Below are 22529 nucleotides of genomic sequence, written 5' to 3' on the forward strand. Positions count from 1 at the left end.
CGAACTGCAGAACCGCCGCGTGGAAATCACTTACGGTCCGGGTTCGGGTCGCTAAGCGAAGACCGCAAGGTCACAAAAAAGGGGCCGGAGGGAAACCTCCGGCCCCTTTTTTCATGTGTCATTGAGATCAGACTTTGTGATGGCGACACCATCGTGAATTCACGGGGACTCGGGTCAAGCCTTGCCCCTGTCGATGGCGCCTGCATCCTTGCTGCCGGAATGTCGGCCAGCCGGATCAGTCTTCGGCTTTTGCCTGCTGCGCGAACATCTCGATAGCCGGGCGAATCGAGCCGACGTCATAGCCGGCACCGGCAGCGGCAGCGGCAATCTGGTCAGGGTCCATGCCCTTGCTGGCCTGTACCAGTGACCACAGGAAAGTGGAGCGCGTGCCCGAGCGGCAGAAGGCCAGTACCGGGCCTTCCGCTTCCGCCAGCGCCTGCGCCATCTCCCCCACCTGCGAAGGCTGGATACCCGCGTGCGTCACCGGAATCGCCCGGTAGGCCATGCCTGCAGCTGCGGCCTCCGCCGCGATTGTGGCGCCTTCGGGCTGATCGTCGCTCTCACCGTCGGGACGGTTGTTGACGATCATGGTGATGCCCAGCGCCTTGGCCGCGGCAATATCGTCAGATCCAATTTGCGGGCTTGCCCATACCGTGTCGGACAATTGCCTGAAATCGCTCATCTCGCATTCTCCTGGATACAAAATCTTCACTGGCTCTGGTGGGCCGATGCCCACCATGTCTGCACTGCTGCGCCACCGTGACGCAAGGAATTTGCCAACAGGTTCGCCAGTCGGCGGGCAGGCAGAATTGCAACAGCATCGCGGTAACAATCTGCAATTCTTAAAACATTCGCAAGTGAAGCGATTCTCGGTTATATAACGGGCCCTGAAGTGGTGGGCAGGTCCTTCACTTCCGCCTGGCCGGAATACGTCCGAGCCGCCGGGCGACTGAAAAGGGCGGTATTGAAGGTTAGTTGAATTCATGGGTTACGATCGAGGTCGTCGCGGCCGGGGGCGCGACAAGCGGGACAGCTTTGGCGAAGATAGTTTCGATCCCTTTGGTGAGCCGGGTGGCGCGCCGATGGGCGGCAATGACTGGCGCGGCGGCGGAAGCTCGGGCGGCGATCGTTTCGGCGGTGGCGGCGACCGGTTCGGCGGCGGCGGCGGTGGTGGTCGCAGCTTTGGCGATGACCGTGGCGGTTCGCGTGGCGGTTCCGGCGGTGCACCGCGCGGCGGTGCAGGCGGCGGCGGTGGCGGCATGCCCGCACAGGTTGTCGGCGCAGGCACAGGCAAGGTAAAATTCTTCAATACCCAGAAGGGATTCGGCTTCATCCAGCGTGATGAGGGCGGTGAAGACGTGTTCGTGCATATCAGCCAGGTGGAACGTGCCGGGCTGGAAGGTCTGGCTGAAGGGCAGGAGCTGCAGTTCAACCTGGTCGATCGCGGTGGCAAGGTGTCCGCTGCCGATCTGCAGGTTGTCGGCGATGTGATCGCCGTGGCGCCCAAGGCTCCCCAGCGCGAACTCACCGGCGAAAAGGCCGTTGGCACTGTCAAGTTCTTCAATGCAATGAAGGGCTTCGGCTTCATCACGCGTGATGACGGCAAGGAAGACGCCTTTGTCCATATCAGCGCAGTTGAGCGTTCCGGCATCCAGGGGATCGAAGAGGGCGACCGCTTCGAATTCGATCTCGAAGTGGATCGACGAGGCAAATACTCGGCTGTCAATCTGGTGCCCGTGCAGGAATAGCAGCACGGAATTGCCAGGGATCGGCGGCCGAGTTTGACCGGCCGCCGCCCCCGTCATAGATGGATATATCACGCGGCGGCCAACTGGCCGCCATTTGTCGTTTCAGATTTCATCTCCAAGGATCTCTTCCATGTCTATTTCTCCCCTGATGCCGGTTTATCCGCGGTGCGGCGTGCGGCCTGTCAAAGGCGAACATTGCCACCTGATTGACGAGAACGGGACGCGCTATCTCGACTTCGCATCGGGCATCGCGGTCAACCTGCTGGGCCACTCCCACCCCGGGCTGATCGGTGCCATCCAGCGTCAGGCTGAAACGCTGATGCATGTTTCCAACCTGTATGGCAGCCCGCAGGGTGAAGCCCTGGCTCAGCGTCTGGTCGATACGACTTTCGCCGATACCGTGTTCTTCACCAATTCCGGCGCAGAGGCAGTGGAAGCCGCGATCAAGACCGCGCGCGCCTATCACCAGGCGGAAGGCGATACGAGCCGCTATGAGCTGATCACCTTCAACAACGCCTTCCACGGACGGACGATGGCCACGATCAGCGCATCGAGCCAGGAGAAGATGCACAAGGGTTTCGCGCCCCTGCTGAACGGCTTCAAATATGTCGAATTCAACGATCTGGAAGCTGCCAGGGCTGCCATCGGTCCGCACACGGCGGGCTTCCTGGTGGAGCCGATTCAGGGCGAGGGCGGCATCCGCGTAGGCACTCCCGAATTCCTCAAGGGCCTGCGGGCGCTGGCAGATGAGCATGATCTGATGCTGGTTCTGGACGAGGTGCAGACCGGCGTGGCGCGCACCGGCACGTTCTATGCGCATGAGCAATATGGCATCGATCCCGATATCCTTGCCACGGCCAAGGGCCTTGGCGGCGGCTTCCCGCTGGGTGCCTGCCTGGCGACGGAAAAGGCCGCGCGCGGCATGACCTTCGGCACGCATGGCTCCACCTATGGCGGCAACCCGCTGGCGATGGCGGCGGGCATGGCCGTGATGGACGCCGTGGCCAATGAGGAATTCCTCGCCGAAGTGCGCGACAAGGGCGATCGCATCCGTGCCCGGCTGGAGCAGTTCATCGGCAATTATCCCGATCTGTTCGAAGGCGTGCGCGGGATGGGCCTGATGCTGGGCCTCAAGATGACTGTCGAGCCGCGGCCCTTCATGGTGCACCTGCGCGACAATCATCAGCTGCTGACCGTTGCCGCCGGCGATGGCACGCTGCGGGTGCTGCCGCCGCTGGTGATTGGCGATGCGGAGATTGACGAGTTCTTCGACAAGCTTTCCGCCGGTGCGGCAGATTTCAAGTTGCCGGAAACTGCATGATGGCAGGGCGCAACTTCCTCGATCTGTCCGATGCGGGCGGTAATGCCATTGCGGCAATGATCGCCGACGCGATTGATCGCAAGGCTGCAAGGCAGGGCTGGCCCAAGGGCCGGCCCGATGCCGACGCGCCGCTGGCCGGGCGGGTGCTGGCCATGGTGTTCGAAAAGAACTCCACCAGGACGCGGGTGAGCTTCGACATCGCCATTCGCCAGCTGGGCGGCACTCCGCTGATCCTCGATTCGGGCACGTCACAGCTGGGGCGCGGGGAAACCGTGGCCGATACGGCGCGCGTTCTGGGCCGCATGTGCGATGCCATAATGGTGCGCACCGACGATCACGCCAAGGTCGAGGAAATGGGTCGCCATGCGGGCGTGCCGGTGATCAACGGGCTTACAGATCAGTCCCACCCGTGCCAGATCGTGGCCGACCTCCTGACCATTATCGAGCATGGCAAGCCCTTGCCCGGACTGCAGATGGCCTGGCTGGGCGATTGCAACAATGTGATGAATTCGCTGGTTGAGGCTGCCGGGCTGACGAAGTTCGACATGCGCCTGGGCACGCCTGCGGGCTATGTGCCCGATGCCTTTTACGTGGATCGTGCGCGCGCGCAGGGCTCTGCGATCACAGTCACCCATGACGCGGCCGAGACGGCACAGGGTGCAGACGTGGTGGTGACCGATACGTGGATATCGATGGGTCAGGACCATGCAGAGGAAAAGCTGGCCGAGCTGGCACCCTATCAGGTCAATGCGCAGCTGATGGCGCGGGCAAAGCCCAATGCCATTTTCCTGCATTGCCTTCCTGCCCATGTGGGCGAGGAAGTGAGCGAGGAGGTTTTCGAGGGGCCGCAGTCGGTTGTCTTCGATGAAGCGGAAAACCGCATTCATGCGCAGAAATCGATCCTGCTGTGGAGCCTTGGCCTTTTGGGTTCGGAAGCGGGTTAACTTTCGCCGCTGCCGTCCCCATATTCGCGCCAATGGCACAAAACGATTCCAGCCAGCCGGAAACCGGCTTCGACCAGATCCTGACCTTCACCATCCCCGACCGCGATTGCCGCGGCCGGATCGTGCGGCTTGGTCCGGTGCTTGGAGAAATCCTCGCCGCTCATGATTACCCCCCTGCGATCAAGCACTTGCTGGCAGAGGCGCTGGTGGTCACCGCGCTTATGGGCGCGCTGCTGAAGGATGAGGACGATCAGCTGACCATGCAGGCGCAAACGAGCGACGGCGTCGTCAGCCTGCTGGTTTGCGATTATCGCAATGGAGAGCTGCGCGGCTACGTGCAGCATGACCGGGACCGGTTTGCCGCGCTGGGCGCCAATCCCCCGCTTTCGGCGTTGTTTGGCAAGGGCTACCTCGCCATTACCTTCGATATTGCCAGGACGGCGCAGCGCTATCAGGGCGTGGTCCCGCTTGAAGGCGCATCGCTGGCAGAATCGGTCGAAGGCTATTTTGCCCAGAGCGAACAGGTGCCGACATTGATCAGGACCGCAGTCAGCGCCGGCCCGGCGGGATGCACCGCTGCGGGCATGCTGATCCAGCACCTGCCGGAAGGCGAGGAAGGCCGCGAGCGCCTGCATGCACGGCTCGACCATCCCGAATGGGAACATGTGGCCGTGATGGCCGGTTCGCTCAGGCATGGCGAGCTAATCGAACAGACATTGTCATTGGAAGCCATCGTCTGGCGGCTGTACCATGAAGAACGTGAGGTCAGGGTCGAGCGGGGCTCAACCCTGTCTCGTGGATGCCGCTGCTCGGTTACGCATTTTGAGGAAGTACTGGCCCGCTTCCCCAAGCAGGAGCGGCGCGAAATGGCCGATGATGGGGGGATCATAATGGTAGACTGTGCGTTCTGTTCGAAACAATTCCCCATCCAGGACTAGCGACTCGTCGTACGTAGAGGTCAATTGGTCGTTCATCTGGTCCGTGGTATACTCATCCAGTATTTTGTGATTGGAGCTTTGACATGACGAAGGAAAGGACATTGCGGCTAACAGCGCTGGCTACGGCTGTGTTTGCGCTATCCGTTCCCGCTGTCGCTCAGGCTCCTGAACTGGCCATGCTCGATCAGTTGAACCGTGGCGGCTGGGAACTGAATTTCCGCGGTGACGGCGGTCGCCGCAGCATCTGCGTGCGCAACGGGCGTGAATTCATCCAGCTGCAACACCGCCAGGGCGGTTGCTCGCGCTTTGTCGTGGACGATCAGGCCAATCAGGTAACGGTGCAATATACCTGCCGCGGTGATGGCTATGGCCGCACCACAATCAGGCGCGAAGGCAATGGCCTGGTGCAGATTCGCAGCCAGGGCATTCAGGGCGGCGCACCGTTTTCGATTGAAGGCGAAGCCCGCCACACCGGCGCCTGCTGAACGGGCTTTTCGCGGCTGCCCCTTGCCGATTGCCTTTCACCTGCCTAGCCGTTGCTGATGGCAGGACATTCTCCCCGCGCTGTTGTTCTCTTGTCGGGCGGCCTCGATTCGATGGTCGCGGCGGGTATCGCGCGCGAAAGCGGCTTTGCGATCAACGCCCTGACGATTGATTACAACCAGCGTCACCGCAAGGAAATCGAATCGGCCCGGGTGATTGCCGCGCATATCGGGGCGGAGCGCCACGTGGTGCTGCCGCTCGACCTGACGCAGTTCGGCGGATCGGCTTTGACGGATGATATCGCTGTGCCCAAGTCCGGGGTCGAACCCGGCATACCGGTGACCTATGTCCCGGCGCGCAATCTGGTGTTTCTGTCGCTGACGCTGGCCTGGGCGGAGGCAATCGGCGCGCATGACATCTTCATCGGCGTCAATGCGCTCGATTATTCGGGCTATCCCGATTGCCGTCCGGATTTCATAAAGAGCTTTACCGAGACGGCGCGACTGGCCACGCGCGATGGCGTGGAGGGCAAACCCTTCACCATCCACACGCCGCTGCAATTTTGGGGCAAGGCACAAATAGCGAAGGAGGCCGCGCGGCTGGATCTCGCTCCGGAGATGAGCTGGTCCTGCTATGATCCGGCAGAAGACGGGCGGGCCTGTGGATTGTGCGACAGCTGCCGATTGCGGCAGAAGGGCTTCCGCGAGGCAGGCCTGGTGGACCGCACACCCTACGCTGCACGGTCAGGGACGGATTGATGCAGGCCGGGGGGGAGGAAGTTCAGGACCAAGAAGTTCAGAACCAGTCAGTCCAGGACCAGAAGGTTCCGGCCTACAGCTGGTACGCGCTTGGCGTCCTGTTTCTGGTCTATCTGGTCAATTTCGTCGATCGCCAGATCCTGTCAATCCTGGCCAATGACATTCGCGCTGACCTGGGGATTGACGATGCCCAACTGGGGTTCCTCTACGGAACGGCCTTCGCCATTTTCTATGCGGTGTTTGGCATACCGCTCGGCCGGCTAGCCGATGGCTCATCGCGCACAAAGCTGCTCAGCCTGGGCCTGACGCTGTGGTCGTTCATGACGGTGCTGTCCGGCCTGGCGAAGAACATGACCACGCTCACAATCGCCCGGATCGGCGTTGGCGTGGGCGAGGCATCTGCCAATCCTTGCGCCTATTCGCTCATTTCGGACTGGTTTCCCAAGCGGCTGCGGGCCACTGCGCTGTCCCTCTATTCTTCCGGCCTGTTTGTCGGCAGCGGCCTGTCGCTGCTGATCGGCGGGACGATAGTGGAACGCTGGAACGCGGCATTTCCCAGTGGAGGGCCGCTGGGCCTTGCGGGATGGCAAGCCGCCTTTGTCATGGTCGGCATGCCGGGCCTGATCCTGGCGGTATGGGTCTTGTTCCTGCGGGAGCCTGAGCGCGGGGGCATCGATGGCCTCAAGTCGCCGGAAAATCCGCATGCGTGGAGGGATTTCTTCAATCAGGTGGCGCAGATCGTGCCGCCTTTCACCTTTTTGGGAGCGGCCCGGCGCGGACCAAGGTCGCTGCTGGTCAATGTGGCAGCAGCGCTCGTGCTGGCACTTTGCGCGATGCTGGCCTCCCGAACATTCGGGAACGCACAGCAATTCTGGTTCGTGGCCGTGGGCTATTATGCGGTGTTCAGCTGGGCAGCCAATCTGCGGGCGCAGGACCCCGAGACTTTCAATATGACCTGGCGGGCACCGGCCTTCATGGGGATCGTCATCGTCTATAGCGCCGATTGCTATATCGGATATTCGATCACCTATTGGGCGGCCCCATATGCCGAGCGAACATTTGCCTTGAGCAAGACGGAGCTTGGCTGGCTGATTGGCGCGCCGAATGCGCTGGGCGGGTTCGTGGGGGTGATCCTGGGGGGCTGGCTGGCAGACTTCCTTGCGCGCCGCATTGAAAGTGGCCGCGTCATGGTGGCGGCGATAGCTCTGCTGGGGTCGATACCCTTGCTGCTGATCGGCTATACCACCAGTTCAAGCACCGTCTTCATCGTCTGCAACTTTCTGGGACAGATGGTGACGGCCTCTGCTTTGGGCGCCTGTGCAGCGGCAACGCAGGCGCTGGTCCATCCGCGGATGCGCGGGACCGCAACCGCAGTGTTCCTGCTGGGCGCGACCCTGATAGGTCTGGCATTCGGGCCGTTCATGGCCGGCTACATCTCTGAAAGCACCGGCAACCTTGCCAATGGAGTAATGGCTGCGCTTGTCGCCGTGGTGCCGGGCCTGATCGCCCTTGCAATTGCCGTCAGGTTCTACGGCCAGTCGTTGCAGAAGCTGACGACACAGGGCGGTTGATCAGCTGGGGGTGAGCACACCGCAAGCGATCCTGCCACCTGCAGCTCCCGCCGGATCGGTTCGATAATCGTCGAGGCCTGCATGAACCACGATCGCCGTGCCATCATCGTCGAACAACCATGCTGAAACTTGCGTGGCATCGCCCCGCAAGGTCGAACTGATTGTTCCCAGCCCATTTGCGCCGATCATGGCATTTGGCAGATCGCCCAGATGGGAACCGCCGGGATTGAGCGAGCCATGCGCTTTTCCCAGCGGGTTGAGATGGCCGCCAGCAGACGTGAAATCGGACGCTTCACAATTGCCGGTCTGATGAAGATGCACCGCATGAATGCCCTGATCGAAGCCGGTGAGGGCCACGGTCAAGGTCATGTCCCCGCCGGTCCGGTAAAGCATTGCGCTGCCGGCCGGATTGCCATTGGCATGCCGCAACTGGGCTGAAGCGACCAGCTCACTGGGTAGCTCCGTCACGGTCTGGCAGGCGGTCAACAGCGGCAGCAAGGCAATTGTGATCGCAGTAACAGCAAGCTTCATGTCAGATCCTTTCAGCGTTCCACTTCACCGAACGAAGGAGCCTGCCGAAAGGTCCGGATCAGATTGCTGAAATGATTCCGGCAGACGCCAAGGCGCCAATAAGCCCGATTATCGCATTTCGCGCCTCACTGTCGATCACTGACCCGCCCGCTGGCTCTGCCACATCGGTCGCGGCCTGCCAGCCGCCAAGGTAATGCAGGTGCCGGGAAGCCGCCTTGTTGAAAACGCGCATGCCATCATGAGGTGAGGCGAACAGCCAGTTCCCAGATTGATATCCGGCCAGTTTTCCAGCCTGGCCTGCCCAATCTGCCGTGGGCAGATCGCCCACAAGCCAGCACTCGCCGTCCACCGGAGCAGCTGGCGGGTCCTGCGCCTCGCCTTCAACGACTGCGTGCAGCAACATGTCTGTCAGCGCATGGGCTTCATTTACGAAAAATTCCTTCTGCGCCTGGGCAGCGAACAGAAAAGGCAGGCCGAATCGCGGAGAGGATGAGGTGAAACTAATCGGGTCGGTCATGGGGTGGTCCTTTGGAAAGGCAGATCAGGAAATGGTGAGGAGGTGCAGGGCGGCGGACGATGCATGATTGCCGACCTGCCTGACCCAGAGCACCTGACCCGCGTGGCTCGATTGCAGCGCTTCGAAGTCCGGAACCGAAAGATTGAGGCAGGGCTCGGTCACTTCCCACCTCACTGCGGGGCTGGCCGTATCGCCGATCCCGACAAGGTACTTCTCGGCCTGTTCGTTGATGGGAACCTCGACCCCGTCTCGCCATTCCCATGCGCCGCGTGCCCGGCGGGTCCACGACAGCGCAATTGATCCATCCGTCTTCAGCTGCATACGCGGATGGACCGGGCAAAGTGGGCGCAAGGATGCGCCAAGGCCTGCAATCTGGGCGACGACGGGGTCCGCATCCACCAGTCCGGTGGCTGCCACCGCAGTGGACAGACCCAGTTTTGCATCATCGAGCGGTACGGGTTCGTCGCCAAGCAGGATGAATGGGGTTCCGGCGGGCTTTGGTGCAAGGGCATAGCCTTCGGTGCCGCCTCTGCCGCGAAGGAAATGACTCAGCCGCCACGTCACTTCGTCCAGCCTGGTGGCGCTGGCGAACTGCACGATCTCTTCACCAATCAACGCACGATTGGCACCCTTGGCCAGCCCGGCAATTGTCGCTTCGGGCAGCTGGAAATCGGCAGAGAGCAGAGTGACATCCACTTCAATGCCGCGATCCAAGAGCGATGCGTCCGATGGCGGAAGATCGCTTTCCAGCTGGCCGATGACACTCCGCTGCCTGCCGCTCTGACCGATGGGAGCCAGCGAACCCTCTTCAACCGCATACAGGGCAGAGCCGGTCCAGCCCGCAGTGCTGGACGATGCGGCGGCAAAAACCTGGCGTTGTTCAGCCGGACCTTTGCCGTCCCAGGGCAATTCATAGGCCCGCAGGACCGTGGGCGTGGCCATCATATCGGGCGTAGTCAGGCTCTGGCCGGCATCGGCAATGGTAGATCGTGCGGGTCCATGAGGCATGCGCTGGAGCTCCAGCTCGACCCCGCTCTCGCGCCACTCCCAATTGATGATGCGCCAATAGCCTTTCCTGCCGGGCACGCGCACGACCTGACCCGGCTCGAGGCCCGGGTCCAGTTCGGCAACGCGCCATGACAGGCTTTCGCGCGCCCAACTGGCCCGCTCGGCCGCCTTGCTGGCGAGATCGCGCGCATTTTCGGCCTCAAGCGCTCCGGGAAATTCTATGATGCGACTGCGCCCGGCCCTGGCGCGGCCACCGGCGCGTTGCAAACCTGCCTGAAAATCCCGCGTGGTATCGTAATAGCGAATGCCTTCAGGAATATCGCGCAAGTCAGGCTGCCGCCGCGAGCTTTCTCCGGAAACGGAAGCGAAGCTTTCGGACCGCGGATCTGCGGCAGCTTCGGGGAGCAGTGGCGGGTTGGCTGGAATGGCTTCGGCATCGCCAATTGTGAGGTTGTTGCCGCTTGCATTGCAGATGAGCGGGTAGACCTCATCGATCACAGCAAGGCTGGAGGCAAATGATCCGCCATCTTCGCTGAAGCCCTGCAAGGTGTGCAGAGGACGTTCGACATTGGCCGGACGATCCATTCTGGGCATCATTCGCGAGAGCGAGACATCGCCATCATCGGCGATGATCTCAAAAGTCAGCGTTGGTATGCGATTGCCAAAGTCCGCCAGTTGCAGGCTCTCGAACACACAATAGGCAAGGCCGCGAAATGCCGGGCAGGATCCGCCCAGGGCCGAATCGATCAGAGGGTCTGGCTGCTGGTCGCCATGGCCGCGATAGATGCGCAACTCGCCGCCGAATTTCAGATCACCGCCAGCGCCCCGCAAGAGATTGCCATCCGCCCAGATCCTGCCGATATCCTTGATAGGCCGGCTTGCCAGGGCGACGGCGAATGACACGGAATAGTTGTAGGTCGTGGTTGAAGGGCGTCCCTTCCCACCACCACTCTTCTCACTGTTTTCGACAAGATCGGTCGCCCAGATCACGCTGCCGGGGGTCCGGACCTTGCCATAGTGGCGCGCGATGGGCGTGCCATAGCTGGAGGTGGTGACGCGCAGTTCCTGCAGCCTGGGGCCTTCGCGGCGACCGGAGCCAGAAACCTTCTGATCGAAGGCATTGCCCAGCAGCGCACCGATCGTGCCGCCAATCGGGCCGCCAATCGCGGTACCGACGGCGGAAAACAATATGGTTGCCATGATTTTTGACCTCTAGCTTTGGGGAAGGCGCCAATGGCCGATGGTTGGCCATGCGAGCGGGGCCGGTGTGTGAACCACTCGGCCAAGCCCGGCATGTGCGTGAACGAAGCCGCCTTCGAGGGCGGCGACTGCCAGATGGAACTGACCCGGGGCAGTCTTGAGCAGGACCAGGTCGCCCGGCTGGCAAGGTCCGTGGGCCGACATGAAACCAGCCTGATCAATGGCCGGCAGCAGATGACTGATATCCAGATTGCGCAGGCGGTAATCGGTGCAGACAGAAATCCGGCGCCCGATCTTGCGCAGGGCGCTTGTGACCAGCCCGATGCAATCGAGGCCCGTTGCCGGATCGCGGCCGTGCAACAGGAAGGGGCTGCCCGTTAGTTCCTGCGCGGCCCGGGCAAAGTCCGCAGCGCCGCAAGTCACGATGCACTGGTGGGATAGCGCGACAGAAGATCGTTGCCCGGCATGAATGGCTCTCCCTGAAAATTGGCCGCGTTCGAGAAGCGGCCCGCGCATGTCGCAATCGTGTGATCACAGCCCTCGCGCAGGACCGCACGCGCGCCCACCAAGAGATCGGCATGCAGTTCCTGATCGAGCAGCAGACCGTCCGCATCGGACCGGATGATCTGCATCGTGATCCCTGCATGCGGGCCGTCCAACCAGCGCAGGGAGCCATCCCGCAAGACGCTCGCGGCCGGGGAGGCTGCGAAGCCGACAAGGTTCACATCATGGTCAACCATGTTGCACAGCACTTCATGGGAGAAGCGTTCGGCGCTTAGGTTGCAGCCGGGCCCACAAAACTGTGCACGGCAAGTCGGGCTGGTGCGCGGGACCAGATCAGCCTGAAGCGCGGCCTTGGCAGATTGCAATTCCACCCGGAAGCCGCCGTCCTCTTCGGAGATGGAGCCGGCCTCGCCGTGATAGAGGACTGAAAAATCGCGCGTTTCCCAATCGACAAGGCCAATCGAAATGCGCGCCCCGTCATACCGTCCGGCAGCGAGGTCGCTCGATCTGATCGCATCATGCGCCAGCGCACCCTGCACTTCGGCACTGTCATTCTCGATGCTGGCAGAGCGACTGATTGCGGATGGCACCATGCCGGGGGCGGCCCGATGAAGCAGCCCGTCAAACCAAAGATCGCGATCATGGCTGGTGAACCCCAGCGTGTATCCGTCGCGCCGCTTGATACGCCAGAAGGTGGCGACACCTTCCAGCTCCTGACGGAAGAATACCCGGCTCATACGGCCTCTCGTATTTCTATCAGCGGAACCGACGGTGCCTCACCGGCAGCAAAATTTGCACCCGCCACATCCAGCCTGTCTTCGGCAAAGCGCACGGGTACGTCGAACAGGAAGCCGGCGGTTATCGTTGAACCGGCAGGCGGCGCGATAATAAACACGATCTTGCCGCCCTGATCGAGAAGCCAGGCGCTGCTTGCAACGCCATCGATCGCGACCTGGATTGTCTCGGCGCGCGGCCGGGTAATCGGGCGGATCTGCGGATCGGCGACTTCGCCATAGGACTTGGTGAGCTGGAAGCTGGCAGTCAGCCCATCCCCCGTACCGATGTTCTGATCGAGCATTCCGGGCGTTCCCGTCATCACGTTTGAGCTGAAATCAAACGGATCGGAAAGGCGGAAACCGCGCGCCGCACCGCGTCGCGCGCGGAAGAAGCGGATCAACGTGCCGAGCTCGTTTTCAGACCGGATGCCCGGGCCGACATCGAAGCGCAGCCGGGCATCGCTCCACTGGCTGTTGCGCCTTTCATGCCCCGATGCGGTGAGCACGATGGCAGTTGAGAATTCCGGGCTGACTGCGGCATCGCGCCCCAGCGCCAGCGGATAGATCACATCGTCGAACGCTTCCATATCGTCTTCTTCCTCGTCGGGCGGCGGGGTTGGGAGGCGGGTGTATCCATCGCGGCAGACCTGGGGCAGGGCCCAGACAAACCGGCGCGGCACACCGCGGGCAATGGCTTCATCCAGCCCGGCATCAATCAATTGCCAATGGCTCTCGGCATCCTCGGCGTTGAGAACGAAACCGGCCAGATAGTCCTGATTCTCGAGCGGATATTGCAGGGTTGCCTGCATGGTCTCGTAAGCCTGCCTGCGCAGCGCCTCCGCCCCCGAGGTGAGCCAGTCGTAATCCTCAAGCTGAAGGCGGTCGAATTGCGGATGCTGCCAGACGTCCGGCAGGTTCAGCAGAGGCATGTCGGGCATTTCGAGGTGCAGGATCGTAGGGGTGAAGGCCAGCAGCAGCAACTCTGCCTCCGGACCCTGTGCGTCCTTAATGTCGTTCCTGATGCTTTCTGTCGAAGTGCCAAGCCTCGCACCGGCCAGGCTCAGTGCAGCTTTCTGGGCTTCACTCAGATCGGCGCGCATATCGGTGATGTCCGGTACTGCCGGATCGAGGATACTGCGCATGTTCGCGTCATAGATGCAGGGTTCAAAGTCGGAATTCACCCACCACCACGGCTCCCCGATCTGGATTTTCACCGGCAGTCCAGCTTCGACCTGCAGGCGCGCAAGTTGCAGCCCAAGCTCTCGAAGATGCGTATCCACCGCGCTGTTGACCGGGCTCAGCAGCGCAGAAGGCGGTTCCCATCCGGTCAGCGCCGGAGAGCCATCATGCGCCCGCTGCATCCAGTCTGGTGGGCAGTGCTGCGCCAGCAATTCATAGGAATAGGACAGGATGACATCGTATCCCTGCTCCCTCCCGCTGATGAAAAGGGCGCGCAGCCAGTTGATCGCGGGGACGCACGTCAGCCGGGGGTGGTTAGCCAGCAGGGTGCCATCGGCCTGACGCTTGAGCCGATAGTAATGGCTCATCCCCAGATAGTGGAGGATCTCGTCTCGATATCCCAGGCCGCGGATATTGCGCATCAGGCGCGTCGGTGTCTGGTTGTAACTGTCGTCATAGGCCGTCGCGATGCGCGTATCGTGCGGCGGGATCATGATATCGCCGATCGGCAGCATGGGCCGGTCACCCTCGCAGGCGATTTCGCTCAGTTCCACCCAGCCATTCACCCTTGATGCCAGCAAGCCCGGATCGGCAGGATCATAAGCGGGCGGAACCAGCGAGATGAACATGCGATCTATGCGCGAGGGCTCCACCGGGTCGGGCGCAGCGGCGATATCCCAGCCTCCCGCAAGCTGGGAAAAGGGCAGGGTGACGAGCGCATCCGTGGGCGAGCCTTCGGCATAGTTCCACAGCCGCACATACCAGCTGCGCGGATTGCCGGCTGCGTCCTCCCCTTCGATAGTCAGCGTGGGGCCATGCACTGCATCCAGCGGCAGCACGCCTTCCGACTTCCAGCGAAAGCGCAGCGTGGTGCGCGAATAATCGCGGTCAGTATCATAGGCGAGCAGCGGGTGATCCAGCGTGTCTTCGCTTTCCCAGATCAGCCCTGCCAGCGCATCGCGGTGGTGAATCTCCAGATCCACGCGCAGCGAATCCGGCCCGGTGACATAGACGCAAGCCATCATCGGACGCGGGAAATCGATGGTCCAGAAGCGCGGATCGAACCGCTGGATAAAGTCTGAATTCTGCCCGTCGCGTTGACGGGCCAGCCAGAATGCCATGATCTGTTCCCTCAGGCTTGCATCAGTGCGCGGCGCACGGAACTTGCCACCTGGCGCGATGAACGTTGCAGGGCGGTGGGCGTGTCTGTGCCCCGCGGTGCGGAAAGGTTGATGGCCACGCGCACATTGCGCGAAGCGGACGCAGCGTCAGTTCCCGTCTCGATCCTTCCGGAACTTGTCGGAACGAATACTTCGGGGCCTCTCTCGCCCACCAGATAGGCACTGCCGGGCCCGACAGGACCGCCAGTGGCGCGGCCGGGCAGGCCAAGCAGAGAGCCAAACAGGCCTGACAACCCTCCGGCCAATCCCCCGCCTTGCTGCGATGATCCGAACAGATTGCTAATGCCCGAGGTCAGCGCCTGCGAGGCGATTTCATTCAAGGTCTGCATGGCCACGCGTTTCAGATCGTCGAACCCCAGACTGCCGCGCCGAAGAGCGGACAGCAGGCCGCGTTCCATGACATTGGCCGCGCGGGAAAACCCATCGACCAGGTTGGTATCGAGGGTGTTGCGCATGGCCTGAACATCGGCATTGAAGCCTTGCGTTCCCGCCCGCACTTCCACCATCAGCGTGTCGATTTCATCATCCATTTGCGTCGCGCTCCAGCAGGGCTTCAAGCTCGTTGCGGTTCAAACCCGTGTCGGCCTGGCCCTCTTCGATTGTGAAAATGGCCGTCAGCTCGGCCGGGGTTACGTTCCAGAAGTCATCGGGTTTCCAGCCGAACATGCGGGTGGTCAGACCGGCCAGGAACAATGCGCTGGTGGCCAGTGTCTGGCTCATGCGCTTCCTTGCAGGATCTGCTGCAGCAGGCTGCGCAGCGGTGTGGAGCAGGCCGCCAGGCCAGTTTCCATGACCGCATCGCCCATCTGCACCTGGCTGATATCGCCCCGGTCCTGACAGCAATGCCAGAACAGCGTGGCAATTTCCTGCAAGGCCAGACGGCCTTCGCCTGCACGTTCAACCAGTGCGAACAGCGGCCCGAGCTGCTCCTCCGCAGCAACCAGCGCGGCGAACGTCGGGCGCAGAATATGGCTGCGCCCACCGATGATGATCGAGGCTTCGCCACGTTGGGAGTTGGGCTGCGCATTGGGGGTGGGACCGCCAGCCGTCATGCCGGCAGGACCGCGCCCGAGCTTTCCAGCTGCATGGTATAATTGCGCTCGCCGTTGAAATCGCCGGCATAGTCCAGCCGCTGGACAAGGAAGCGACCCTGCAGTTTGGCACCGTCCTCGAAAGACAGTTCATAATTGTCGATCGTGCCGGCCAGCGCATGGGCGCGGATGGTGTTTTCGGCATCGCTGCCCAGGAAAATCCCGGCTGCGCTGACCGAGACGGAGCGCGTCCCGGCACCGGAGAGCAGATCGCGCCAGCCACCCGATTCCTTGTGAGTAATGACGACGCTGTCACCATTGATGGACATCTGTGTGGTGCGCAGACCGGCCACGGTCTGGTAGAAGGGCGGCTGTGCGCCGTCGCCGATCTTGAGGAGGAAGGCGGAGCCTTTCTGGGCTGTCATGGCAAATTCTCCGTATGGGTTGAAATCAGTCTTCGAGCAGGCGGAAGCGGTATTCGAGCAGCACCGCACGCTGATTGAGCGCGCGTTGTTCGGCGCGTGCGCGCAGGAAAGTGGTGTTCACGATCCTGAAGCCGTCCTGCACCGCAGGCAGGCTCTCGACCCGGCTCTCGATCTGCGGGACCAGCGATGCGCCGGTGTCAGGCGCATCGCCGCGCATGTGCAGTTCGATCGCGATGCGGATCTCGCGGCCCTTCTTGTCCTTCACGCTCCAGTCGGCGCTGGCACTGGCGACAATGCCAAGCCACGGCACGGCTATGCGCGACGGGGCCTCCTCGGTGATGGAATTCAGCGTGGAGGAGAGGAATGCGTCAGCGCGCAGCCAATCGACCAGCGCGGCGCGCAGGCGGGTTTCGAACATCTATCGATCCTTGGTGAATAGCGGCCAGAGCAGCCGGGGATTGCGCCACCGGGCGGGGTCGGCCCTGCTGGCACGAAGCTGGTTCTGCGCATGTGCCCGGGCCAGCGCGGTGGCCTTTTCGACCAGAGCTTTCGCAAACCCGCTGGTGTCGGTAATTCGCGCCGCAATCATATCAGGCGCAACCGGCGCCACGGGCTCCACAATGCGGCGATGGCGGCTGGCGGAACCGGCCGCGCCGCATCCATGTCTCGCTGGCGGTAGTTGTGCGCTGCCAGGCGAATAATGCCGTGGCGCAGTGCCTCGGGCAGGCTCTGCCAGTCCGGCGCAAGGCCAGCGGTGAAACGGACGGCAACCCGGCCACGAGGCGTTCGACTGCGCATGCGGATGCAGGCGCCGCCGTCGCCCTCAAGCTCTATCTCATAGCTATCAAGGTCGAGCGGGGTGCGGTTGCCTGCCACATCAATCATGTCGACCCCGGTGATCGACTGAACCGGATAGGTTGCCAGCTTCTGCCAGTCCGACCGTGCGGGGATCACTTCCTCGCACAGCGTGTCGATCGGCATCTGCCGGGTAAAGGCCTCGCACATGTCGAGCGCGGCGCGCAGCAGGCCGATCAGCGATGTATCGTCTTGCGGCGTGGTTATTGCGAGCCAGGACTTCAGCTCGTCTAGAGCGCCGGGAGCCAGGATCGCCGGGGCAAGGATTACCCGCATCATGGCGGCCTCCTATCTACAGGTTAAAAAGGTCGCACCCACGCCGCGGGGAGAGGGGATCCAGGTCGCGGCGTGGGTGCGGATGTTTGCTATCCCCAGACACCGGCGATGGCCCGTAGGGCCGCGCCAGGCGCCTGGGGGCGCAAACGAACTACGCTTCGATGCGCAGCAGCTTGATCGCCGCGCTATCGAGCACCTGTCCGCCCACACGCTTGGTGGCGTAGAAGTGGACGAAGGGCTTGTTGGTGAAGGGATCGCGCAGGATCTGCGTGGCGCTGCGTTCCGCGATCAGGTAACCGGCCTTGAAATTGCCGAATGCGATCGGGAATTCGCCAGCGGCCACATCGGGCATGTCCTCGGCTTCGATCACCGGATAGCCCAGCAGGCGGTCCGGCTGGCCTTCGACCATGCCCGGCTGCCACAGGAAGGCACCATCGGTGGTCTTGAGCTTGCGCACTTCGGACAAGGTCGAGGAATTCATCACCCAGCTGGCGCCCTGACGGTGGCCGGCCTTCATCGTGTGGACCAGATCGATCAGGCGGCTTTCCGGATTGGTGGCGAAGCCTGCCGCATCACCCGAACCGATATATTGCAGCGAGCCGAAGGGGCGCACGGCATCGCCAGCCAGCGAGACTGGCGAGGAAAGGAAGCCGAGCGGCTGATCCACACCGCTGCCGCCGACAAAGGCAGCACCTTCAGCGCGGGCAAATTCCATCGCGATTTCGCTGGCCAGCCAGCCTTCCAGATCGAAAGCGGCATCATCCAGCATGGACTGGCTTGCGGCCGGATTGGCGTACAGCTCACCGGTCGGCGGGGCGATCTCGGCAAAGTCGGGCGCTTCGGTGCCGGGACGTCCGGCAGTTTCGCCAACCCAGCCAGATGCCGTGCCACCGGTGGTGACAAGCTTGCGATAGCCGGCGCTGCCGACCTGGACGACCTGGGCGAGCTGGCGGATCGGGGAGATTTCCTTCAGCTCGCTGGCGATCATCGCATCGATTTCACGCGGGACGGCATAGCCGCCATCAGACGGCGTTACGCCAGAGATGGACTTGATCTCCGCTTCCGAGCCGCGGCGCAGATAGCCATCGATGAAGCCTTTGACTTCGGCACTGTTGCTGCTGGCACCTTCGATAGCGGGACGCGCGGCAGCGCGGCTGACCTTGTCGAGCCGGGCCTTCACTTCGTCGACATCGGAACGCAGCACCGTGATGGCCTTTTCGGCTTCATCCTGGCGGGTGACCAGATCGAAGCTGGCGGCCATCGCGTCGGTTTCGTTTTGCATATCCATTTGGGCATTCACCTTTTCTTGGGGAGGTTGGTTGGGGGGCACAAAAAAGGCCGCCCCATTGGCGGCCGGTCGAAGGGTTGTGGCGGCGCTTGTCACTGCACCATGTGCACGCGCGCGCCGTGTTGCAGGGGGTGGGTGACCAGGCTGATTTCGAACAGGTCGATGTCTTCCAGCACGCGGCCAGCGCCCGATCCGGTGTCCGGCATGGGGCGATATCCGCGGGCGCGGTAGCCAAAGCTCAGCCCGTTGGTTTCGCGGGCCAGCAGCGCGGCCACTGCCCGGCTGCCGGGATTGTCGATCGTGGCGATCACCCGCAGTCCGCGGTCATCCTCCTCGATCAGGCTGACAGTGCCGATGCGCTGTTCGGGCCGGTGCTGCCAATAGAGCGGAATGGGTTCCCGCCTCTGCGCCAGACTGCGCGAAAAGGCGCCGCGCACAATCACGTCGCGGGCGCCATCGGGAATGTCGAACAAGGCGGCATAGCCTGCGATGGACAGGCTCACCGCAACAGGTCCGTTGCGCCCAGGCGGAAGGCAATGCCAATCAGCAGCAGCGCCATCACGCCGCGTACGGCCCATTCGATCACTGCCTTGGATGCACTGGCCTTGGCTGCCCGCCAGGCGGCCAGCAGATCGCGCAGTTCATCAAGATCGTCCTGCGCGTTCTCATCCTCCAGGCCGAGGCGATAGAGCACCCGGTCGGCACCCATCTCGCTCGCCTCCTCGACAACCGCGCGCAGCGTGACGAGGTCTGTGCCCTGGCTGGAGGCCTGCGCCATCAGCTTCGCGAGCATGTCTTCATTGGTCATGATTTTCCTTTCGCCGGCTTGGCCAGACCAAGCATTTCACGTTTTTCACCATCTTCGAGGAAGTCCGCGGCGGACACCTGCGACCACAATTTCTCGCGATCTTCGGACAGGGCCGGAACACGGTCGAGATCGACGGCCAGCTGCATGCCGGGGAAGGAGGCGCGCAGCCCCTCCTCCAGACCGGAGAGGATCTTGCCGGTCAGCGGCAACAGGGTGAGCCTCCACAAGGCGCGATTGGCCTCGCGGTAATTGGAGTAGGTATTGTCACCCGGCAGGCCCAGCAGCATCGGCGGCACGCCAAATGCCAGCGCGATGTCGCGCGCAGCCGCCGCTTTCAGCTCGGCAAAGTCCATGTCCGCCGGGGAAAGCGAGAGGCTCTGCCATTTGAGGCCACCTTCGAGCAGCATCGGGCGGCCGGCATTGCCGCCCCCGGCATAGGCCTGGCTCAGTTCGGCCTTCAGCCGGTCAAACTGGTCGCTGGTCAATCCGCCGGCATCGGCGCCGCCATCATAGACCAGCGCGCCAGACGGACGGGCCGCGTTTTCCAGCAGGGCGCGGTTCCATTCGGCAGAGGCATTGTGGATCGCCACCGCCTGCGCCGCCGCGGTCAGGCAGCCTGCGCCATAATGATCGTCTGCCGGATGGAAGGCCTTGAGGTGGATCAGGCAGGGCCAGCCATTCTCGTCTTCCGCGGGAATGGTGATGGCGCGGTCACCCACCTTGTAGCGGTAGGAAGCTGGCCAGCCATTGTCGCCCGGCACCACCGTCACCCGCTCGGGCCGCAGGGCGAACAGTTCGACCGGATCGCCCGCACCATCGCGGATGATCTGGATAAAGCCATTGCCGTGCAGCAGCAGATGGGCAGCCAACGTTTCCAGCAGGGACTGGCCCGCACTGGTGGCGCGGACCAGCCGCAGCACCGCATCATCGGTTTGCTGGAGCGGAACGCTGCCGACGCTTTCCGAAACGATGCGAACCGCGCGCTGCGCCACCGGATTGTCCAGGAAGGCCCGGCCCACGTCGCGGCAGTAATCGAATGGCGCCCGCGCGCCGCCCGGCTCATGCGCCCACGACCAGGGCGAGGCGAAGCTGCGGGCAAGCGGAACGTGGCCCGCGCCCCCGCCCTTGAAGGCAGAGCGCAGGCTGTCGATGAAGGACATATGATTTTCCTTGTTCTGTGAAGTCACACGCGCAGCACGCGCGGATCACTGCGCGTGGTCAGCATTAATTCGCTAAGTGCCCAGACCAGCGCATCGGCGCGGTCCGGGCTTCGTCCGGGGCCTTCGTAACTGCCCCCGGCCATCAGTCCGCACAGCTGGTCTTCCAGCCGGGCGAACTGGCCGATGTGGTGCACGCGGCCTGCTTCATACAAAGCGGCGACAGGCTCTGCCCGGGCGGATTTGCCGCGGCTGGCATGAACCAGGCGGATCGGCATCTGGCAGTTCGCTGCGCGCAGCACGCTTTCCACCATCTGCCCGCCCTGATTGGCCTCTGCTACCACGCGGTCGGCGTTCCACGCCTGCATTGCGGCGGCCACGGCCTGTGCCCAGCGTTCCGGACTGGCCTTTGCAACCGAGCAATCGGCCAGCACCTTGCCATTGCCGCCTGCCGTAACTCCGGCGACAATGATGCCGCATTCATCACCCCGCGCCGAGGCAGGCGGATCGACCCCCACCACGATGCGGGTGATGTCCTCGCCCGGGGCCACCTCGCGGCAGCGGTCGAGCAGCGAGCGGCTCCACAATGCGCCTTCGATATCCTCCAGCAGTTCACCTTCGAGTTCCTGCCGCCCCAGTGCGGTGCGGCCAAACTGCTTGCGCATGGCTTTCAAAAAGCGCGTGGGCAGGTTTGCCCCGTTGTCCCACGTTCTGCCCTTGGTAACGGCGATGCTGCCGTCCCTGGCTTCATCCATCAGGCGGCGCATCAGCGGCACCGCGCGCGGCGTGGTGGTGGCCAACAGGCGCGGCCTCTCGCTCAGCCGCATGCCCAGCAGCAGATTGTCCCACGCCTGCACCGCGCGGTCGGAAGCATTGTCCCATTTGGCGATCTCGTCACACCATGCATGGCTGTGCTGCGGGCCGCGCAGGCTCTCCGGCTCGGCAGCCGAATAGAGGAAAGCCTGCGCCCCGTTGGCCCATGTCAGTCGTCGCAGCGACGATTCAAATCGTGGCGGCGGCCCATCACCGTGGCAGGCCAGGATACCGCTTTCGCCCTCCACCATGACAGCGCGCGCTTCGCCGATGGAGGACCCGACCAGCGCGATGCGGGCATCGGGATCGGAGCGGGCGATCTTGCCGACCCATTCCGATCCTGCTCGCGTCTTGCCGAAACCGCGCCCGGCACAGATCAGCCAGATTCGCCAATCCCCATCCGGGGGCAGTTGTTCGGGCCTGGCCCAATAGGACCAGTGCGAGAACAGTTGTTTGCGTTCGCCTTCCTCAAGACCAGCCAGGAAATCGGCACGCTGCGCAGGATCGCGGGTAATCAGCCAGCGCAGCCGCTCAATCGAGCCCATTGGTCGCCTGTTCGCCGTCCGCCAGCAGGATCTTCACCTGCGCCTCGCGCGCCCGGATCGCGTCGATCTTTTCGTTGAGTGAGGCGAGAATGCTCTCTTCATCCTGGTGCGAACGGATGGACCGTTCATGTGCCACCGTTTCCCGGTGATGCGTCAGCAGGCGCAGGGCATTGGCGATATCGAACTTGTTGTCATCCTTGCCTGTGCCAGCGCGCAGGCGGTGGAGCGTTTCCATTTCCAGATGCGCATATCCTTCGAGCAGCGCATCATACCAACTTGCGGCAAAGGCCGGTTCTTCCCGGCGCACCTTGTAGGCGCGGCTGGGGTTGATCCCGGCCATGCGCGCGGCGGCGCTGACGTTCGATGTTTCGGCCAGCGTATCGAGGAACAGGCCGCGCCAGTGTCGGTTGAGATTGTCCTTCTCGCCGACCTTGAACTGCGGTTTGATCTTGGTTGCCTTGGTCGCTGCCGTTCTTGCCTGTCCTGCCATATGACTCGCTTCATTCATGAGCTGCGGAGCGCGAACGAAAAAGGGCAGCCCTGCGGGGCCGCCCTTTCGAATCGCCTTATCTCGATGTTCCGTTTCTCTAACCAAAGAGTGTCACGATGTCAATATAAAAGTGCCAAATAGGTTATATAATCGCACTTGCATGGGTTCGCGCTGTGCCCTAA

General features: G+C 62.8%; 26 protein-coding genes. 7 read left to right on the forward strand and 19 right to left on the reverse strand.

What is annotated here, in order from left to right; genetic code table 11:
* Window positions 1–235: 235 nt before the first annotated feature.
* Window positions 236–682: a protein tyrosine phosphatase family protein gene (locus ABDZ98_RS03660; protein WP_160589091.1), complete on the reverse strand. Its 447-nt coding sequence runs from the start codon at window positions 680–682 to the stop codon at window positions 236–238.
* A 301-nt stretch (window positions 683–983) separates the two neighbouring features.
* Between ABDZ98_RS03660 and ABDZ98_RS03665 the strand changes: the two genes are divergently transcribed.
* The 7 genes from ABDZ98_RS03665 (at window position 984) to ABDZ98_RS03695 (ending at window position 7763) form a co-directional block, all read left to right on the forward strand.
* A complete protein-coding gene (locus ABDZ98_RS03665) occupies window positions 984–1748 on the forward strand; it encodes a cold-shock protein (protein WP_160589092.1) in 765 nt (254 codons plus the stop codon).
* A 130-nt stretch (window positions 1749–1878) separates the two neighbouring features.
* Window positions 1879–3069, forward strand: coding sequence for an aspartate aminotransferase family protein (locus ABDZ98_RS03670; RefSeq protein WP_160589093.1), 1191 nt, complete (start codon window positions 1879–1881; stop codon window positions 3067–3069).
* Entirely contained in the window at window positions 3066–4013 is a 948-nt protein-coding gene (gene argF / locus ABDZ98_RS03675) for an ornithine carbamoyltransferase (RefSeq protein ID WP_160589094.1), read from the forward strand. The genes ABDZ98_RS03670 and argF overlap by 4 nt, the downstream gene beginning before the upstream one ends.
* A gap of 32 nt (window positions 4014–4045) precedes the next feature.
* On the forward strand, window positions 4046–4951 hold the full coding sequence (gene hslO / locus ABDZ98_RS03680; RefSeq protein WP_160589095.1) for an Hsp33 family molecular chaperone HslO: 906 nt from the start codon (window positions 4046–4048) through the stop codon (window positions 4949–4951).
* Between the two features lie 83 nt (window positions 4952–5034).
* A complete protein-coding gene (locus ABDZ98_RS03685) occupies window positions 5035–5436 on the forward strand; it encodes a DUF3617 domain-containing protein (protein ID WP_160589096.1) in 402 nt (133 codons plus the stop codon).
* 57 nt (window positions 5437–5493) lie between these two features.
* Window positions 5494–6192: a 7-cyano-7-deazaguanine synthase QueC gene (queC, locus tag ABDZ98_RS03690; protein ID WP_160589097.1), complete on the forward strand. Its 699-nt coding sequence runs from the start codon at window positions 5494–5496 to the stop codon at window positions 6190–6192.
* The gene (locus ABDZ98_RS03695; protein ID WP_160589098.1) at window positions 6192–7763 is read left to right on the forward strand and encodes a spinster family MFS transporter; all 1572 of its coding nucleotides are present in this window, start codon (window positions 6192–6194) and stop codon (window positions 7761–7763) included. Before queC ends, ABDZ98_RS03695 begins: the two co-directional genes overlap by 1 nt.
* Here ABDZ98_RS03695 and ABDZ98_RS03700 read toward each other — a convergent pair whose 3' ends face one another.
* The 18 genes from ABDZ98_RS03700 to ABDZ98_RS03785 form a co-directional block, all read right to left on the reverse strand.
* Window positions 7764–8294: a superoxide dismutase family protein gene (locus tag ABDZ98_RS03700; RefSeq protein WP_160589099.1), complete on the reverse strand. Its 531-nt coding sequence runs from the start codon at window positions 8292–8294 to the stop codon at window positions 7764–7766.
* A 58-nt stretch (window positions 8295–8352) separates the two neighbouring features.
* Window positions 8353–8811 carry a DUF2793 domain-containing protein gene (locus tag ABDZ98_RS03705; RefSeq protein ID WP_160589100.1) on the reverse strand — a complete coding sequence of 153 codons (459 nt, stop codon included), beginning with the start codon at window positions 8809–8811 and terminating at the stop codon, window positions 8353–8355.
* A 24-nt stretch (window positions 8812–8835) separates the two neighbouring features.
* Entirely contained in the window at window positions 8836–11019 is a 2184-nt protein-coding gene (locus ABDZ98_RS03710; RefSeq protein WP_160589101.1) for a phage tail protein, read from the reverse strand.
* Window positions 11020–11031: 12 nt separating this feature from the next.
* Window positions 11032–11535 carry an NlpC/P60 family protein gene (locus tag ABDZ98_RS14980; protein WP_419866753.1) on the reverse strand — a complete coding sequence of 168 codons (504 nt, stop codon included), beginning with the start codon at window positions 11533–11535 and terminating at the stop codon, window positions 11032–11034.
* A complete protein-coding gene (locus ABDZ98_RS03720; protein WP_160589103.1) occupies window positions 11439–12260 on the reverse strand; it encodes a DUF2163 domain-containing protein in 822 nt (273 codons plus the stop codon). The genes ABDZ98_RS14980 and ABDZ98_RS03720 overlap by 97 nt, the downstream gene beginning before the upstream one ends.
* Window positions 12257–14599 carry a DUF2460 domain-containing protein gene (locus ABDZ98_RS03725; RefSeq protein ID WP_160589104.1) on the reverse strand — a complete coding sequence of 781 codons (2343 nt, stop codon included), beginning with the start codon at window positions 14597–14599 and terminating at the stop codon, window positions 12257–12259. Before ABDZ98_RS03725 ends, ABDZ98_RS03720 begins: the two co-directional genes overlap by 4 nt.
* An 11-nt stretch (window positions 14600–14610) precedes the next feature.
* On the reverse strand, window positions 14611–15189 hold the full coding sequence (locus ABDZ98_RS03730; protein WP_160589105.1) for a tail tape measure protein: 579 nt from the start codon (window positions 15187–15189) through the stop codon (window positions 14611–14613).
* Entirely contained in the window at window positions 15182–15379 is a 198-nt protein-coding gene (locus ABDZ98_RS03735) for a phage tail assembly chaperone (protein ID WP_160589106.1), read from the reverse strand. Before ABDZ98_RS03735 ends, ABDZ98_RS03730 begins: the two co-directional genes overlap by 8 nt.
* Window positions 15376–15711: a gene transfer agent family protein gene (locus tag ABDZ98_RS03740; RefSeq protein WP_160589107.1), complete on the reverse strand. Its 336-nt coding sequence runs from the start codon at window positions 15709–15711 to the stop codon at window positions 15376–15378. The genes ABDZ98_RS03735 and ABDZ98_RS03740 overlap by 4 nt, the downstream gene beginning before the upstream one ends.
* On the reverse strand, window positions 15708–16115 hold the full coding sequence (locus ABDZ98_RS03745) for a phage tail tube protein (protein ID WP_160589108.1): 408 nt from the start codon (window positions 16113–16115) through the stop codon (window positions 15708–15710). Before ABDZ98_RS03745 ends, ABDZ98_RS03740 begins: the two co-directional genes overlap by 4 nt.
* 25 nt (window positions 16116–16140) lie before the next feature.
* Window positions 16141–16533 carry a tail completion protein gp17 gene (gp17, locus tag ABDZ98_RS03750; RefSeq protein ID WP_160589109.1) on the reverse strand — a complete coding sequence of 131 codons (393 nt, stop codon included), beginning with the start codon at window positions 16531–16533 and terminating at the stop codon, window positions 16141–16143.
* A gap of 167 nt (window positions 16534–16700) precedes the next feature.
* The gene (locus ABDZ98_RS03755) at window positions 16701–17249 is read right to left on the reverse strand and encodes a head-tail connector protein (RefSeq protein ID WP_160589110.1); all 549 of its coding nucleotides are present in this window, start codon (window positions 17247–17249) and stop codon (window positions 16701–16703) included.
* Window positions 17250–17397: 148 nt separating this feature from the next.
* The gene (locus ABDZ98_RS03760) at window positions 17398–18528 is read right to left on the reverse strand and encodes a phage major capsid protein (protein ID WP_425543028.1); all 1131 of its coding nucleotides are present in this window, start codon (window positions 18526–18528) and stop codon (window positions 17398–17400) included.
* A gap of 98 nt (window positions 18529–18626) precedes the next feature.
* Complete coding sequence (locus tag ABDZ98_RS03765; protein WP_237437327.1) at window positions 18627–19031, reverse strand: HK97 family phage prohead protease; 405 nt, start codon at window positions 19029–19031, stop codon at window positions 18627–18629.
* A 2-nt stretch (window positions 19032–19033) separates the two neighbouring features.
* On the reverse strand, window positions 19034–19342 hold the full coding sequence (locus ABDZ98_RS03770) for a DUF6127 family protein (RefSeq protein ID WP_160589113.1): 309 nt from the start codon (window positions 19340–19342) through the stop codon (window positions 19034–19036).
* Complete coding sequence (locus ABDZ98_RS03775) at window positions 19339–20502, reverse strand: phage portal protein (RefSeq protein ID WP_160589114.1); 1164 nt, start codon at window positions 20500–20502, stop codon at window positions 19339–19341. Before ABDZ98_RS03775 ends, ABDZ98_RS03770 begins: the two co-directional genes overlap by 4 nt.
* Before the next feature lie 23 nt (window positions 20503–20525).
* Window positions 20526–21857 (reverse strand): DNA-packaging protein, encoded by a 1332-nt coding sequence (locus ABDZ98_RS03780; protein WP_160589115.1) that lies wholly within the window; start codon window positions 21855–21857, stop codon window positions 20526–20528.
* Window positions 21844–22347, reverse strand: coding sequence for a hypothetical protein (locus tag ABDZ98_RS03785; RefSeq protein ID WP_160589116.1), 504 nt, complete (start codon window positions 22345–22347; stop codon window positions 21844–21846). The genes ABDZ98_RS03780 and ABDZ98_RS03785 overlap by 14 nt, the downstream gene beginning before the upstream one ends.
* Between the last annotated feature and the right edge of the window lie 182 nt (window positions 22348–22529).

It is taken from the genome of Alteraurantiacibacter aestuarii (assembly GCF_039523595.1).
Classification (GTDB): Bacteria; Pseudomonadota; Alphaproteobacteria; order Sphingomonadales; family Sphingomonadaceae; genus Alteraurantiacibacter; species Alteraurantiacibacter aestuarii.

Excerpts from the sequence above, each read along its gene's own strand:
- ABDZ98_RS03660 (WP_160589091.1), bottom strand. The coding sequence starts at position 682 with ATGAGCGATTTCAGGCAATTGTCCGACACGGTATGGGCAAGCCCGCAA.
- ABDZ98_RS03665 (WP_160589092.1), top strand. The coding sequence starts at position 984 with ATGGGTTACGATCGAGGTCGTCGCGGCCGGGGGCGCGACAAGCGGGAC.
- ABDZ98_RS03670 (WP_160589093.1), top strand. The coding sequence starts at position 1,879 with ATGTCTATTTCTCCCCTGATGCCGGTTTATCCGCGGTGCGGCGTGCGG.
- argF (WP_160589094.1), top strand. The coding sequence starts at position 3,066 with ATGATGGCAGGGCGCAACTTCCTCGATCTGTCCGATGCGGGCGGTAAT.
- hslO (WP_160589095.1), top strand. The coding sequence starts at position 4,046 with ATGGCACAAAACGATTCCAGCCAGCCGGAAACCGGCTTCGACCAGATC.
- ABDZ98_RS03685 (WP_160589096.1), top strand. The coding sequence starts at position 5,035 with ATGACGAAGGAAAGGACATTGCGGCTAACAGCGCTGGCTACGGCTGTG.
- queC (WP_160589097.1), top strand. The coding sequence starts at position 5,494 with ATGGCAGGACATTCTCCCCGCGCTGTTGTTCTCTTGTCGGGCGGCCTC.
- ABDZ98_RS03695 (WP_160589098.1), top strand. The coding sequence starts at position 6,192 with ATGCAGGCCGGGGGGGAGGAAGTTCAGGACCAAGAAGTTCAGAACCAG.
- ABDZ98_RS03700 (WP_160589099.1), bottom strand. The coding sequence starts at position 8,294 with ATGAAGCTTGCTGTTACTGCGATCACAATTGCCTTGCTGCCGCTGTTG.
- ABDZ98_RS03705 (WP_160589100.1), bottom strand. The coding sequence starts at position 8,811 with ATGACCGACCCGATTAGTTTCACCTCATCCTCTCCGCGATTCGGCCTG.
- ABDZ98_RS03710 (WP_160589101.1), bottom strand. The coding sequence starts at position 11,019 with ATGGCAACCATATTGTTTTCCGCCGTCGGTACCGCGATTGGCGGCCCG.
- ABDZ98_RS14980 (WP_419866753.1), bottom strand. The coding sequence starts at position 11,535 with ATGCGCGGGCCGCTTCTCGAACGCGGCCAATTTTCAGGGAGAGCCATT.
- ABDZ98_RS03720 (WP_160589103.1), bottom strand. The coding sequence starts at position 12,260 with ATGAGCCGGGTATTCTTCCGTCAGGAGCTGGAAGGTGTCGCCACCTTC.
- ABDZ98_RS03725 (WP_160589104.1), bottom strand. The coding sequence starts at position 14,599 with ATGGCATTCTGGCTGGCCCGTCAACGCGACGGGCAGAATTCAGACTTT.
- ABDZ98_RS03730 (WP_160589105.1), bottom strand. The coding sequence starts at position 15,189 with ATGGATGATGAAATCGACACGCTGATGGTGGAAGTGCGGGCGGGAACG.
- ABDZ98_RS03735 (WP_160589106.1), bottom strand. The coding sequence starts at position 15,379 with ATGAGCCAGACACTGGCCACCAGCGCATTGTTCCTGGCCGGTCTGACC.
- ABDZ98_RS03740 (WP_160589107.1), bottom strand. The coding sequence starts at position 15,711 with ATGACGGCTGGCGGTCCCACCCCCAATGCGCAGCCCAACTCCCAACGT.
- ABDZ98_RS03745 (WP_160589108.1), bottom strand. The coding sequence starts at position 16,115 with ATGACAGCCCAGAAAGGCTCCGCCTTCCTCCTCAAGATCGGCGACGGC.
- gp17 (WP_160589109.1), bottom strand. The coding sequence starts at position 16,533 with ATGTTCGAAACCCGCCTGCGCGCCGCGCTGGTCGATTGGCTGCGCGCT.
- ABDZ98_RS03755 (WP_160589110.1), bottom strand. The coding sequence starts at position 17,249 with ATGATGCGGGTAATCCTTGCCCCGGCGATCCTGGCTCCCGGCGCTCTA.
- ABDZ98_RS03760 (WP_425543028.1), bottom strand. The coding sequence starts at position 18,528 with ATGCAAAACGAAACCGACGCGATGGCCGCCAGCTTCGATCTGGTCACC.
- ABDZ98_RS03770 (WP_160589113.1), bottom strand. The coding sequence starts at position 19,342 with ATGACCAATGAAGACATGCTCGCGAAGCTGATGGCGCAGGCCTCCAGC.
- ABDZ98_RS03775 (WP_160589114.1), bottom strand. The coding sequence starts at position 20,502 with ATGTCCTTCATCGACAGCCTGCGCTCTGCCTTCAAGGGCGGGGGCGCG.
- ABDZ98_RS03780 (WP_160589115.1), bottom strand. The coding sequence starts at position 21,857 with ATGGGCTCGATTGAGCGGCTGCGCTGGCTGATTACCCGCGATCCTGCG.
- ABDZ98_RS03785 (WP_160589116.1), bottom strand. The coding sequence starts at position 22,347 with ATGGCAGGACAGGCAAGAACGGCAGCGACCAAGGCAACCAAGATCAAA.